The organism is Micromonospora sp. LOL_015 (genome assembly GCF_048060275.1).
Taxonomy (GTDB): domain Bacteria; phylum Actinomycetota; class Actinomycetes; order Mycobacteriales; family Micromonosporaceae; genus Micromonospora_E.
Map to the genome: position 1 here is coordinate 1 of NZ_JBHMIO010000075.1, position 13,359 is coordinate 13,359.

Consider the following 13,359-nt stretch of genomic DNA (forward strand, 5'->3'; position numbering starts at 1 on the left):
CCGCACCCAGCCCAAAACCAGCAGTATTGCCAACAAAACGACCAAAGTTTAGGTCAGTGCCCCTCGCTCGATGTGTACCTCGGCAAGGCTGCTCATCACCTGTACCACCGCGAGCCTGTCCCCTGCCTTGCGCAGCCCCGTGATCGCCTCGTCGTAGTGCAGCTCGGCGGCGTCCCAGCGCCCGTGCATCCGGTCGAGGAAGGCGACGCCACGCATGGCCAGCCACTGCCCGTGCTCGTCGCCCACCTCACCGAACAGCTGCATCGCCAGCGTGAGCCGCTGCGCGGCCTCCTCGAATTGGCGCTGGTTCAGATGCAACGTTCCAAGCGAGCACAGCATCACCGCCTCGCCGCGCCGGTTGTCCGCGCGCCGCGCCTCGGCGAGGGCGATCTCGTGCGTGACCCGCCAGTCGTCGAAGTAGCGCCGCGCCTCGAACAGGGTCACCGAGGTCGCGGCCAGGTCCCAGCACAGCTCATGCAAGCCGTTGGCCGCGGCCTGCCTGATCGCCGCGACGATGTTCAGCCGCTCGGCCTCGTACCACCCGATTGGGTCGTCGAATTCCCGCTTGACGACATGCTCGGGCAGCGGCCATCGCTCGGCGATTCCGTGCACCAGTGCGTAGTCGCCGCCGTACTCGCGCCGGTGGGCCTCGTCGGCCATGAACATCCATGCACCGAGCGCGCGTGCCATCACCTTCGCCCGCTCCGCGGGCTGCTCTTCCTGCGCGAGGCGCTCCTGCGCGTACACCCTGATCAGGTTGTGCAGCTTGAACCGGATCTGGCCGCTGTTGCCGGTCCGCTTCACCTCGACGAACTGTGCGTCCACCAGCTCCTCGAGGACGTTTACCGCTTCGGCGACGGTGGTGCCGAGCAACGGCGCGGCGATCCAGTCGGCGAAGTCGCCCATCTCCAGCATCCCGAGCCGGCGCAACAGCTTCCGGGCCGGCCCGGAAAGGATCTCGTAGGTAAGCGCCAGGCTGGCGCGGACCCCTTGACCGCGATGCGCCAGCTCGTCGAGGCGCTGACTCTGATTCTTCAGCCGTTCCACGAGCTGGCCGACCGTCCAATGTGCTCGCGCGGCCAGCCGTGCCGCCGCTATCCGCAGCGCGATCGGCAAACGGCCGCACAGGGCGATCAGCTCCAGCGAATCGTTGAGCCCCGCGTGCACCATGTCCGGACCGACGATCTTCACAATCAGGCTGAGCGCCTGTTCGTCACTGAGCACGTCCACCTCGACCGGGACGGCGCCGGGTATGCCCGTCAGCCGGAAGCGGCTGGTGACGATGACGGCGCAGTTGGCCGAGCCGGGAAGGAGCCAGCGGACCTGCTCCTCGTCGGCGGCGTCGTCCAGCACGACCAGGATCCGGCGGTCGGCGATCCATTGCCGGTACGCCTCCGCCCGCTCCTCCAGACCCTCCGGGATCGCCTCGCCCGGTATGCCCAGTGCGCGCAGGAAACGCTCAAGCGCTTGCGCCGCGGTCACCGGACGCGCCGACAGGCCATGCAGCTGGATGAAGAGCTGCCCGTCGGCAAAGCTGTCGGCCAGCTCGTGGCTGACGTGCACGGCAAGGGTGGTCTTGCCGACGCCCGGTTTCCCGTTCACCGTGACGATCGGCACCGCCTCGCAAGGGCCGGACGACCGGTCGGGAAGCAGGTTTCTGCGCAGCAGCGCGATCTGCTCGGCCCGGCCGGTGAAGTCGGAGATGTCGGCCGGAAGCAGGTGCGGCGTCACCGGACGGATAACCGGCGGCACGGTGGCGGTGGGTGTGACGGCGGCGGGCACGGTCGCGGTGGCGCCTCCCAGATCCGCGACACCCGAAAGGATGTCGCGTTCGAGGCGCTGTAGCTCCTCGCTGGGCTCGATGCCGAGCTCCTCCACGAGCACATTGCGGCCGGCGCGATAGACCTCAAGCGCCTCGGCCTGCCGACCCGACCGGTAAAGTGCGATCATTAGCTGCGCCCGCGACCTTTCGCGCAGCGGGAAGCGCGCGACGAGGTCGGTGAGGTCGCCGACCAGGTCGTGATAGACCCCCAGCTCCAACCGGACGTCCACCCACTCCTCGAGCACCGAGATGCGCTGCTCGGTCAGGCGAGTCTCAAATGCCTGCAGAACCCGACTGTTTCCCACATTGAGCGTGTCGCCGCGCCACAGCGCGATTGCTTGGCGATAACAGTCGTCGGCTTCAAGGTATCGGCCTTCACCGGCGGCGACCCGGGCCAGCCGTACTAGCCGTTCGAAGACTTGAAGGTCCAGCTGGTCTTCGGGCACCCGGAGGATGTAGCCGGCCGAGGTGGTGCCGATGATGTCGGGCAGGCCGGCCCGATCGCAGATTCTGCGCAGCCGGGAAATACAGATATGGATTTGGGCACGCGCGGTGTTCGGCGGATTCTCATCCCACAGCGCCTCTATCAGCCGCTCGAAGGGAACCACACGATTCGCCTCGACCAGCAGAAGCATCTGTATTACTTGCAGTCGCTTGGCCCGGATGTCGACAAGGCCATGCGTGCCTTCTATTTCCATCGGTCCAAGGATTCTAAACTTCATCACAGCACCCCGCTTTGCTGCCAAGAGTCCAGATATATATGTATATATATTATTTCACTCTATCGGTTCAAGAAAATATATTTCCGGAATCGAGATGCGCAGCCTCTACATTGGATAGGATCAGAGAATCCAACTGGCTAACTATTTTCTGCGGTGTTCACCGATCATGCATGCGTGCGGCGCGACCACAATCGGAATGTGATGCGAGTCGCCATCGCCGTCGGCCAGGGTGAAGACCGCCGACACTTCGTTCAGGAACGGTTGCATACCAAGCGTTGCGTAGTAGGGGCCCAGCCCCACCACCAAGCGGTAGTGTCCGGGTTGCAGTTGTGCCGATCCCAGATCGTCCAGATCGCCGTCGGCTCCCACACGACCGGTGACACACTCACTCCAGCCGTGAAGTTCCCGCCGCTCCAAGCGCACCGCAAGCCCACGAGCCAACCTGCCATGCATGGCATCGACTATGGACACCGACATTGCCATAGCGTCACCGATTCCATTCCCCTGAAAGGCCAGATACGGGGGTTGTGGCGGCTGGCATCCTTGCCGCCGACCGGATTTCGGGGAAGACCGCAGCCGAGACGAGCATGAGCACCCCGGCGATCCACCAGGTAACGGCGATCGACGAACTCTCGGCCAGATACCCCAGGCCGAAGGTCGCGACGACGCCGCCACCCTGCGTGGTCAGGGAGGTCACCGACAATGCGGTGGCGCGCTCGCCCGCACCGACGCGGTCGTGAATGATCACGGAGCGCGCCGGACTGACGATTCCCAGCCCCACAAACATCGCGCAGAAGAAGCCGGCCGTGACCAACAGGCCCGCCGTGCCGGACATCTGCCCGACGGCCGCCATGCCCAGCAACGAGGTCGCCGCCACGGCGGTGCCGACCGCCGCCACCCGCCCCGCCGTGCCCAGCCAGGAGTGCAGCGGCGGATTCAGGGACGCCCCAATGGCCGAGGTCCCGAAGCCGACCGCGCTGACCGCGGCGTAGGCGATGCTGCCGGCCGCCGTGCCACCGGCAAGCGTCGCCATCCGGGCCGGGGCAAGCAGCTCAAGCGCGCCGAGAGCCACACCGACCGCGATGGTCGTCACCAGCACCCGCGATAGGCCCGGATCGCTGACACCAAGGCGGATGCCGGTACGGAGCTGATGTGGAACATCGCGCAAGATCGCCAGCGCCCCGGTTCTCGGCCGCACGGGCTCGGGCAGCCAGAAGACCACCACGAACACGAGCGCGATGGAAGCGGCGGCCGCCGCCAGCGGCGAAATCGACAGCGGCACCAGGACACCGTCGGAGGGAAGGGGCACCACGAGCGCCGCGGCACCGCCGCCGACCATGCCCAGGGCCAGCGCCACGAACCCCGCGGTGTGTCCCCTGGCCAGACCCTTCTTCACGTCGGCGCGAGGGTCGACCGCCCGCACCGTGTCGACATACCACGCCTCCGCCGGGCCGCTGGACAGAGCCCGCGCGACACCGATCAGGGCACCGATGACGAGGAACTGCCACGCGACGTCGGCAACGGCGAGCCAGATCATCGCCACGGTGGTGAAGACACCAGCCGCGGCAAGGATCTGGCGCCGCCCCGCCAAGTCGGACAAACCGCCGGTGGGCAGCTCGAGCGTGAGGGTCACGACGCCCTGCACAGCCATGGCCACGCCGATGGTCGACAGGCCGATGCCCCGGCTGGTCAGCAGGAGCACCATCGTCGCCGCGTGAAGCCCCGCGGGCAACGAGGTCAGCGCGCTGACCCAGACAAAGCGGCGGGTCGCGCCGGCCGCGTCGATCGAGGTCACTCCTGCACCCCGTTCACGGGAAACACCGACAGGAAGACGGAGACCTGGCGTGCGTCCGGCTCACGGCAGTCGCGCTCGGAGTACTCGCGGACCACCTCGGCGAGGCACCGGTGGAGCTCGGCGGCCAGAGCGGGCGTAAGGCGCATGGAAAAGTCGCTCTGACCGGCGCTGTCGATCCACCCCTGCTCGCCTTCGGCCAGCTCGTCGAAGAACGCCTGGGCGTTGTGGAAAGCTATCTCCCATTGGCGGTCCTGCAGCATCCGCAGGGCCTGCCGTCCTTCGGGCTTGTTCACCAGCTCCGCCCTGTCCAGGCTGGTGTAGAGGTGGATGGCCCGCCACCGGCGCTCCCTGGCGTTGGGCTGCTCCTGTTCCTCTTCGATGAAACCGTATTTAGCAAGCTGACGCAGGTGGTAGCTGGTCACGCCGCTGCTCTCGCCGAACCTGCGGCCGAGTTGAGTGGCGGTGGCCGGGCCGTCGAAGCGCAGCGCGCTGAGCATCTTGACCCGCAACGGATGCGCCACCGCCTTGAGCGTGGCAACGTCCGTGATTTGCTGAACGCCGCTACTGCTTGCCATGGCGCTATGCTACGTTCCGCAGAGGATCCTCTGCAATGCTTTCTCTGCGGTTTGTTTGACGATCTTCACACCATCCTCGTACCGGGAGTGAACCATGGAGCATTTCTCCTGGCGCTGTTCGGTTTGCGCCACCGATTACGGCCACCGCGAAGCGATCTACACGTGCCAGGAGTGCACGCAGGAGGGCAAGCTTGACCTGGTCGTCGACTACGAGGCCGCCGGCCGGGGGCGGCCCCCCGGCGACACCGTCGGCGGTCACCCGACCACCATGTGGCGCTACCGCTGCCTGCTTCCCGTGACAGCACAACAGCTGGCCGCGACGGGTGTGGCGGACAAGCTCCCGATCGGGTGGACGCCGTTGCACCCGGCTTACCGGCTCGGGCAGCAGCTCGGGCTGCCACGGCTGAGGATCAAGAACGAAGCGTCCAATCTCACCGGTTCGCTCAAGGACAGGGCCAGCGCGCTGGTGGCTCAGGCGGCGGCCACGATGGGTGCGCACACCGTCGCCACCGCCTCCTCCGGAAACGCCGCGGCCGCCCTGGCCGGCATCACCGCCGCGATCGGTCTACGCACGATCACCTTCGTACCCCAGCGGACACCACCGGCGAAGATAGCGCAGCTTCAGGTTTTCGGTGCCAACGTCGTCGTGGTCGAGGGCGGCTACGACACGGCCGTGGAACTCTGCTGGCAGGCGTGCCGCGAGTGGGGGTGGTATTGCCGGACCACGGCGGTCAATCCTTTCACGACGGAGGGCAAGAAGACCGCGGCCCTTGAGATCCTGGAGCAGGCGGGCTGGCGCGCCCCCGACGCGGTTGTCGTGGCGGTCGGCGACGGCAACATCATCACCGGCCTGCACCGGGGCTTCCTCGACGCCTACCGGATGGGGTGGGTCGACCGCGTTCCCCGGCTCATCGGCGTGCAGGCGGCGACAGCCTGCGCCATCTATGACGCATGGCGTGGCGGGCAAAGCGAGGTCCCTCCCGGCGCCGCCGAAACCGTCGCGGACAGCATCGCGGTCGGCCGTCCGCAGGACGGCTTCCGCGCGCTGCGGGCGGTGCGGGACACCGGCGGCGCCATGGTGACGGTGACGGACGGCGAGATCCGCCAGGCGATGGTGACCGTTGCCCGCGGCTCCGGCGTCTTCGCCGAACCTGCGGGCGCCGCCGCCTTCGCGGCGCTGCCGGCCTTGGTGGCCAACGGTGTCATGCGTGCCACCGACGATGTCGTGGTGGTGAACACCGGAAGCGGTCTCAAAGCCGCCGAGATGGTGCCGCAGCTCCTGCCTGCCCCCTCAGCGGCGGTGGCACCGCGGCTGAAGGAGCTGGCTCAGGAGCTGCGGGCACGCCGTCTCCTGACGGTCTGAATGCCCGCCGTCGCCGGGTTATCCGCCGTCCAGCGTGCGCAACACGCCGGTGAGAGCCGTGGCCAGCTCGGTCACGTTGGGCATCTCCATCAGCTCCTCGTGGTCGCCCGGCAGTCCATAGGTGTGGACACTTCCCTGGGTGTAGGGCTGCCAGTCCTCGGGCGTCACGTCGTTGATGAGCCACCTGCCGCGTCGTGCGGCACGGAACAGGTGTATGTCGGCGTGCACCGCGCTGCGGATGTGACAGTCTAATGTGGCCAACTCATTGGCCTGGTACACGGCGGCGAGGCGACGTAGCATCTCACTTCCGGCCAGGGACGAGACCTGGTTGCGCGCTCGCCGCTCGGAGAGGATGACTTCGAGGATCTGGTCCTCGTCGCAGCCCTCAAGTTGCCTGTCGTCGATGTCCGAGGCGATGGCGAGCTTGACCACGGCGGACTTCTCGCGGTATTCGGCGAACCAGTCCGGCGGGTTGGCGGCGTCGAACAGCGGGGTGTCGAAAAGGCCGAGGAATTCGACCCGGTAGCCCGCGAGCTCCAGCTGCCGGGCCGCCTCGAAGGCGACCAGGCCGCCGAAGGACCAGCCGGCAACGCGGTAGGGCCCGGCAGGTTGCCGTCCGCGCAAAGCGTTGAGCGCGTGCGTGACGATGTCGTCCATATTGGACAGCGCGGGAGCGGCCGAGTCGATGCCCACCGATTGGAAGGCATAGACGGGCTGGGCATCGTCGAGCAGGCGCACGAGGTTGAGGTAGGCGGCGGCCTGCCCGCCCTGCGCAGGGAAGAGCACCAGCGGCGGGCGGGAGTCGTCACCGCGGCGCAGGACCAGCGGTGAACTATTGCCGTTCGTGCAGGCCAAATCGCGTACCGCGAGGGCCAGCTCCGCGATCGTCGGGTGCTGGAAAAGCACCGCCAGCGGCACCTCGATGCCAAGCATGGTCCGGATCCGGTCGACCGTCGTGATGGCCTTGAGCGAATCGCCGCCCACGCGGAAGAAGTTGTCGTCGACTCCGACGCAGTCCAAGTGCAGCACCTGCCGCCAGATCTCGGCGAGGGTCTCCTCCACGGGACTGCCCGGTGCCCGGTAAGCGGTAGCGACCTGGCGCTCCCCGGAAGGTGCGGGCAGCAGCCTGCGGTGGACCTTGCCGCCCTGGCTCAGCGGCAACGCGTCCAGAACGGTGTAGCTGCTGGGCACCATGTACGGTGGCAGCGCGGCGAGCAGGGCGTGCCGCAGATCCGCCGCCCTCAGCCGCACTCCGGGATCGGCCACGACGTAGGCGCACAGGCTTTTGTCGCCGCGGTCGTCCTGGCGGGCGGCCACGACCGCTTCGCTGACGCCGGGGCAGGCGGTCAGCTGCGCCTCGATCTCGCCGAGCTCGATCCGGTACCCCCGGATCTTCACCTGATGGTCGATGCGGCCGAGGAACTCAAGCTCCCCGTCCGCGCGCCAGCGCGCCAGATCCCCGGTGCGGTAGAACCGCGCGCCGGGTGTCCGGGCGAACGGGTCCGGCAGGAACCGTTGCGCGGTAAGCCCGGAACGGTTCAGGTAGCCGCGGGCGACGCCTTCGCCGCCGATGTAGAGCTCGCCGGTAACCCCGATCGGCACCGGGCGCAACCGCTCGTCGAGCACATACATGGTGGTGTTGGCGATGGGGTGGCCGATCGGCACCGGACCGGTGAACCTGTCCGCGGCCGGCATTTCGTAGACGCTGCATCCGACCACGGTCTCGGTGGGGCCGTACTCGTTGATGATGCGGGCGCCGGGAGCGATGCGCCGCCACCCGGCCGCCGTCTCCGGGCGCATCTCGTCAGCGCCGACCACGAACGTGCGTACCGAATGGACCATATCCGGGCGAAGATGGCCGCGCAGCACATCGAGGTGCCCCGGGGTGATCTTCAGGAGGCTGAAGTCGCCCGGCCGCGCAAGCACTTCGGCCAGCCCCGCCAGCGTCGGGTCCGGTGGCAGCATGGTGACGTCCTTGCCGCCCAGCAGGGGCAGGAAGAAGTTGGGCACGGAGAGGTCGAACGCGATCGAGCCCAGCATCGGCGCACCCGACGCACCCTGTAGGCCATAACCGTCGACCGCCCACACCAGGTAGTTCATCAGACCGCGATGGCTGATCATCACCCCTTTCGGGCGGCCCGTCGAGCCGGAGGTGTATATGACGTACACCAGATCCTCGGCGCTGCCCGGCGTCGTGAACTCCTCGGCGGGACAGGCGGAGATCGTCTCCCAGCCGGTGTCCAGGCACACGACCGTCGCGCCGGTCGGCGGCAGGCTGCCACGCAGCGCAGACTGCGTGACGATGATCGATGCGCCGGTGTCCTCCAGCAGGAAGGCGAGCCGGTCGGCCGGGTGGTCGGCGTCAAGCGGCACATACGCCCCGCCGGCCTTGAGGATGCCCAGCATGCCGCATAGTCGATCGATCTGTCTAAGGGACGTCTCGTAACTCGGTGTACGTCCTTGGTGGATGATGTCGTGGTGCAGGTGATCACGGCGGCCCGCCCGGAGTGGATCTTCCCGTTCACCGGGCTGCAGCCCTGTACCTGCCGAGAAAGTCATCCGGGCAGGTCAGGCGGCATGTTCGTACTCGTGGAGGATGCCGCCGAGGCGGTCGCGTCGGTGGATGTTCAGGCGGGCGAGACAGTCCGGGTCGGTGATCGCTTCTGGTAGCGGTGCGAGTGGTCGGGCGTTGGCGATGCCCTGATGGGGTCGGTGTTCGTTGTAGAAGTCCTCGTATTCGCGGAGCGCGTGCCGCAAGTGCCGCTGGTTGAGGATCAGGGTCTTGTCGATGAGTTCACGCCGGCAGGTCCGGACCCAGCGTTCCATGATCGCGTTCATCCGGGGTACCCGGACTCCGCTGAGGACCATGTCGATACCGGCGTCGGCGAGGATGGTGTCGAACAGGGCCGGGTACTTGCCGTCCCTGTCCCGGATCATGTATTTCACTTGGCAGCCGGCGTCTTCCAGGTCCATCACCAGGTTACGTGCGGTCTGGGTGACCCAGCCTGCGGTGGGGTGCGCTGTGACGCCGAGGACTCGGATGCGGCGGGTGGCGTGCTCGATGACGGCCAGGACGTAGAGGCGGGTGCCGGTCAGGGTGGTCGTCTCGAAGAAGTCCGCGGCGATGACGGCGTGGGCCTGGGAGCGCAGGAACGCCGCCCAAGTGCTACTGGTGCGCTGAGGTGCCGGATCGACGCCCGCTTCTTTCAAGATCTCCCAGACGGTGGACGCGGCGACCTTGACGCCCAGGACGAGCAGTTCGCCGTGGATACGGCGGTATCCCCAGGCAGGGTTCTCCGAGGCCAGGCGCAGGACCAGCCGGCGGATCGACCGGACGGTTCGTGGCCGCCCGGCCTGGTGGGGCCGGGAACGGCGGGCGTGCCGCCGGGCGATCAGGTCGCGGTGCCAGCGCAACACGGTCTCCGGGCGCACCAGCAGCCGCAGGTGGTTGCGCACGGATCGCGGGAGCGGGTGCAGCAGGGCCGCGAGCCAGGCCCGATCCGCCGGGGTGAACCGGACCCGGTCGCCGTGCAGTTGCCGTTCGAGGACCATGATCTGGTGTCGCAGAGCGAGGATTTCGGCGTCCTTGTCGCGGTCGCTCATCGGCAGCAGCCGCAGCAGGGCCAGAGTGTTGGTCACGCCGAGGTAGGCCAGTCGGAACAGCACCCCTATCGTCGCGCAGCGCTCGACGTGGACCACTGTCGTGATTCAGCCGCCTGAATCCGCGCCGGAACCGACCGCTCCAAGGCTTGCTGATCAACAAGCTGTGACCAGGAGGGATGAGGTTTTCGGCATCCACACCGTCGTGGACACCACGAGTTCGGGATCCCGCCATCACGGACTGATCCCGCGAGGCACCCGCCGCCCAGTAGGCGACGTCGGCCAGTCGCCCTCCCACACAGACCGACGATCAAGCCAAGAGCGCGACGAGACACCCCGGTACGCAGCGCCTGATCGGCGCCCTGGGCTGCGCCGCCCAATCTGAAGGGCTCCACCGCTACGTGAGCAGGAGTTCCTCGCGAAGGACGACCATGTAGTTGGAGATCAACTCGGGCCTCGGACACATACAGTTACCCCACAGTAATCAGCGTCAGGCTTAGCCTCGACGCTGATTTTGTTTTGGCCGGGGTTGTAGGTGAGGGCGAGTCGTAGCTCGCGGTAGACGTTGCTCTTGTCCCTGCTGTCGGCGTCCGGCAGCGTGTTGCGGATGTCATCGAAGCTGCCGACGAGGCGCCGGATGTCGTCCTCGGTAAGGCGACGGGGTGGGCCTGACCCGGTTTGACGGACATCCCAGCTCAGAGGGGCTGTGTGCTCCTCGGGAGGATGTTCATCATGGAAGGCATGGGCAAGAATCTACGCCGGCCGCGCAGAGCGTTCACGCCGGAGTTCAAGGCGGAGATCGTCGAGGTGTGCCGGCGGGGTGACCGATCGGTGGCGCAGGTCGCGAGGGACTTCGACCTGACCGAGATCGCGGTCCGTGAGTGGGTCAGGCAGGCCGACATCGACGCCGGCACCCGCGGCGACGGGTTGACCAGCGACGAGCGCGACGAGTTGGCGCGGCTGCGGCGGGAGAACCGCCGGCTGCGGGAGGACGTCGACATCCTCAAACGGGCCACGGCTTTCTTCGTGAGGGAGACCCGGTGAACGTGTACCCGTTCATCGAGGCGGAGAAAGCGCGGCGGCACGGGAACGTGAAGCGTTCCTGTGAGCTGCTGGAGGTCTCCCGGTCCGCCTACTACCAGCACCGCACCGGTGGTCCGTCGCGGCGGGAACGCGACGACGTCGACCTGGCCGCCCGCATCGCGGAGATCCACGCCGACTCGGCCGGCACCTACGGCGTGCCCCGGGTCCGCGCCGAACTCGCCGCCCAGGGGCGGCGGCACTCCGGCAAGCGGGTCGCCCGGCTGATGCGGGGCGCCGGGTTGTGTGGTCGGATGCCGAAGCGGTGGCGGACCACGACCGTGCCCGACCCGGGTGCGGCGTTGTCGGCGGACCTGATCCGCCGGGACTTCGACGTCGCCGCCGGCCGGGTCGACACCCGCTGGTGCGGCGACATCACCTACATCCACACGTGGGAGGGCTGGCTGTACCTCGCCACCGTCATCGACATCGCGTCACGCCGGGTTGTGGGCTGGGCGACCGCCGACCACCTGCGGACCGATCTGCCCGCTCAGGCGTTGTCCAACGCGATCGCCGTCCGACGCCCGACCGGGCCGGTGATCTTCCAAAGCGACAGGGGTTGCCCAGTACACGAGTGCGCAGTACGCCCGGCTCGCCGACCGCAACGGGGTGCGGTTGTCGGTCGGTGGGCGGGGTCAGTGCTGGGACAACGCCGTCCGCGGAGACGTTCTTCGCCACGATCAAGACCGAACTGCTCGATCGGAGGGCGTGGCCGACCCGGGCCGCCGCCCGTGCGGCGATCTTCGAGTGGATCGAGGGGTGGTACAACACCCGCCGCCATCATTCCACCTTGGACATATGAGTCCGGCCGAGTATGAGGCGACGGCCTATTCCCGCAGGCCAGCGAGCAGGGTAGCGTGAGATCAATCTACCGACCCTGTCCGTCAAACCGGGTCAACCCCACGCGGCCCGACATCCGGCGAAGCCGTTCCGGCTCTGGCCGCCCGCCCGCCTGCGTGACGAACTGCGCGATCGAGGCGGCTGCCCACCCGAGGCGCTCGCCGATCCGGAGCTGCTGGCGCACGCGGCCGACCTGCTCGGACTGCACCTGCACCTGGCCGACACGTATGTGGCGCCCAAACCGGTCGACACTGACGTCTCTTCTCACGTCTGGTTCGGTCGCGACGACCCCTATCTTGACACCGCGCAGGCCAGCCAGTGGGCGCGGAACATCACCCGACCGGTGCTGCGGAGCTTCAGAGGCGGGCACTTCTACCTGTTGCAGCGTGCCGAACCGGCCGGCGCGCTGCGCGAGCTGGTGACCGATCTGGTCGAACAGGAGTCGGCGTAGCCAGCCGGAGCCGGCTGCGGCTGACGCCATTGCGGTAGGATGTGACAACGTTCCGGACGGCTCGCCGCCGTGACGCGACGCCGGTGCGGGTAGGGCGACATCGAAAGGGGCCGGTGTGTCAGCGAATCTAGACCTCTCCAGAGGGCGGCTGTCAGCGGCGTTCGACGCTAACCTGTCGTCGTCGTTCACCGAGTTCGTAACCCGGGTGGCGCCCGATCTGCTGCCGGGTCGGCGTCCGCTGCCGGCTGCCGTGCCAGATCACATGGTGCCGCACGCCACCACGATCGTGGCCCTGGTCACCGCAGAGGGTGTGCTGATGGCCGGTGACCGGCGTTCGACCATGGGCAACCTGATCGCGAGCCGCGAGATCGAGAAGGTCTATCCCGCCGACGCGTATTCGCTGATCGGTTTCGCCGGCACCGCCGGCATCGGCATCGAGCTGATTCGGCTGTTCCAGGTCGAGCTGGAGCACTACGAGAAGATCGAGTACACGCTGCTTTCGGTGGACGGCAAGGCGAACCGGCTCGCCTCGATGGTACGCAACAATCTCGGTGCCGCACTGCAAGGGCTGGCGGCGATTCCGCTGTTCGCTGGCTTCGACCTGGACGCGCCGTCGCCAGCGCAGGCCGGCCGGATCTTCAGCTTCGATGTAGCCGGCTCGCTGTCAGAGGAGCGGCAGTACGACGGGATCGGTTCCGGCTCGTTGTTTGCCAAGTCGTCGTTGAAGAAGCGCTACCGGCCAGGGCTCACCACGCTGGAGGCAGCAGCGATCGCGGTCGAGGCGTTGTACGACGCGGCCGAGGACGACACCGCGACCGGCGGCCCGGACCTGCTCCGTAAGATCTATCCGGTGGTGATGGCCGTGACCGCCGAGGGCAGCCGTCGGCTCACCGACGCTGAGCTCGCGCCGATGGCCGACGAACTGGTCGCCCGACGCCGGGAGAACCCGGGCAAGTAAGCCGCGCTGGCCGGCCGCGTCGCTCTGGGCGCTAGTGCCCTGCGCCGGAAATTCGCCTACAGAATCGAGCGAGTGACTCGAGGATCTCTTCTGCGGTCTTGGTCCAGGTGAACGGTCTCGGGTTGGTGTTCCAGTCGGCGATCCAGGAACGGA

At 67.6% G+C, this 13,359-nt stretch carries 11 protein-coding genes and 1 pseudogene; 6 read left to right on the plus strand and 6 right to left on the minus strand.

Features of this window, described 5'->3' with window-relative positions:
* Positions 1-48: 48 nt before the first annotated feature.
* The 4 genes from ACFHWU_RS27545 to ACFHWU_RS27560 all read right to left on the minus strand — a co-directional run bounded on the left by ACFHWU_RS27545 (position 49) and on the right by ACFHWU_RS27560 (position 4,914).
* Positions 49-2,544, minus strand: a complete 2,496-nt coding sequence (locus ACFHWU_RS27545) for a BTAD domain-containing putative transcriptional regulator (protein WP_416592089.1) — start codon at positions 2,542-2,544, stop codon at positions 49-51.
* A gap of 141 nt (positions 2,545-2,685) precedes the next feature.
* Positions 2,686-3,027, minus strand: a complete 342-nt coding sequence (locus tag ACFHWU_RS27550; protein WP_416557521.1) for a hydroxyisourate hydrolase — start codon at positions 3,025-3,027, stop codon at positions 2,686-2,688.
* Between the two features lie 4 nt (positions 3,028-3,031).
* A complete protein-coding gene (locus ACFHWU_RS27555) occupies positions 3,032-4,339 on the minus strand; it encodes an MFS transporter (RefSeq protein ID WP_416592090.1) in 1,308 nt (435 codons plus the stop codon).
* Entirely contained in the window at positions 4,336-4,914 is a 579-nt protein-coding gene (locus ACFHWU_RS27560; protein WP_416557519.1) for an ArsR/SmtB family transcription factor, read from the minus strand. Before ACFHWU_RS27560 ends, ACFHWU_RS27555 begins: the two co-directional genes overlap by 4 nt.
* A 94-nt stretch (positions 4,915-5,008) precedes the next feature.
* On the opposite strand from ACFHWU_RS27560, the gene thrC reads away from it, so the two are divergent.
* A complete protein-coding gene (gene thrC, locus ACFHWU_RS27565; protein ID WP_416592091.1) occupies positions 5,009-6,277 on the plus strand; it encodes a threonine synthase in 1,269 nt (422 codons plus the stop codon).
* A gap of 18 nt (positions 6,278-6,295) precedes the next feature.
* Here thrC and ACFHWU_RS27570 read toward each other — a convergent pair whose 3' ends face one another.
* Positions 6,296-8,836, minus strand: coding sequence for a non-ribosomal peptide synthetase (locus ACFHWU_RS27570; protein WP_416592092.1), 2,541 nt, complete (start codon positions 8,834-8,836; stop codon positions 6,296-6,298).
* A 9-nt stretch (positions 8,837-8,845) separates the two neighbouring features.
* Positions 8,846-9,943, minus strand: a complete 1,098-nt coding sequence (locus ACFHWU_RS27575; RefSeq protein WP_416557516.1) for an integrase core domain-containing protein — start codon at positions 9,941-9,943, stop codon at positions 8,846-8,848.
* A 675-nt stretch (positions 9,944-10,618) separates the two neighbouring features.
* On the opposite strand from ACFHWU_RS27575, the gene ACFHWU_RS27580 reads away from it, so the two are divergent.
* From ACFHWU_RS27580 to prcB, 5 genes and pseudogenes are all read left to right on the plus strand, one after another.
* Positions 10,619-10,921 carry a transposase gene (locus tag ACFHWU_RS27580; protein ID WP_416592093.1) on the plus strand — a complete coding sequence of 101 codons (303 nt, stop codon included), beginning with the start codon at positions 10,619-10,621 and terminating at the stop codon, positions 10,919-10,921.
* A gap of 2 nt (positions 10,922-10,923) precedes the next feature.
* Positions 10,924-11,508: pseudogene (locus ACFHWU_RS27585) on the plus strand (IS3 family transposase); the annotation flags it as partial.
* 74 nt (positions 11,509-11,582) lie between these two features.
* Complete coding sequence (locus ACFHWU_RS27590) at positions 11,583-11,759, plus strand: integrase core domain-containing protein (RefSeq protein WP_416592095.1); 177 nt, start codon at positions 11,583-11,585, stop codon at positions 11,757-11,759.
* 75 nt (positions 11,760-11,834) lie between these two features.
* Entirely contained in the window at positions 11,835-12,248 is a 414-nt protein-coding gene (locus tag ACFHWU_RS27595; protein ID WP_416592096.1) for a thioesterase II family protein, read from the plus strand.
* 115 nt (positions 12,249-12,363) lie between these two features.
* Positions 12,364-13,206, plus strand: a complete 843-nt coding sequence (gene prcB, locus ACFHWU_RS27600; protein ID WP_416592094.1) for a proteasome subunit beta — start codon at positions 12,364-12,366, stop codon at positions 13,204-13,206.
* The last annotated feature ends 153 nt before the right edge of the window (positions 13,207-13,359 follow it).

Bases quoted from the DNA above. Each gene is read 5' to 3' on its own strand.
- ACFHWU_RS27545 (WP_416592089.1), bottom strand. From the start codon at position 2,544: ATGAAGTTTAGAATCCTTGGACCGATGGAAATAGAAGGCACGCATGGC.
- ACFHWU_RS27550 (WP_416557521.1), bottom strand. From the start codon at position 3,027: ATGGCAATGTCGGTGTCCATAGTCGATGCCATGCATGGCAGGTTGGCT.
- ACFHWU_RS27560 (WP_416557519.1), bottom strand. From the start codon at position 4,914: ATGGCAAGCAGTAGCGGCGTTCAGCAAATCACGGACGTTGCCACGCTC.
- thrC (WP_416592091.1), top strand. From the start codon at position 5,009: ATGGAGCATTTCTCCTGGCGCTGTTCGGTTTGCGCCACCGATTACGGC.
- ACFHWU_RS27570 (WP_416592092.1), bottom strand. From the start codon at position 8,836: ATGACTTTCTCGGCAGGTACAGGGCTGCAGCCCGGTGAACGGGAAGAT.
- ACFHWU_RS27580 (WP_416592093.1), top strand. From the start codon at position 10,619: ATGGGCAAGAATCTACGCCGGCCGCGCAGAGCGTTCACGCCGGAGTTC.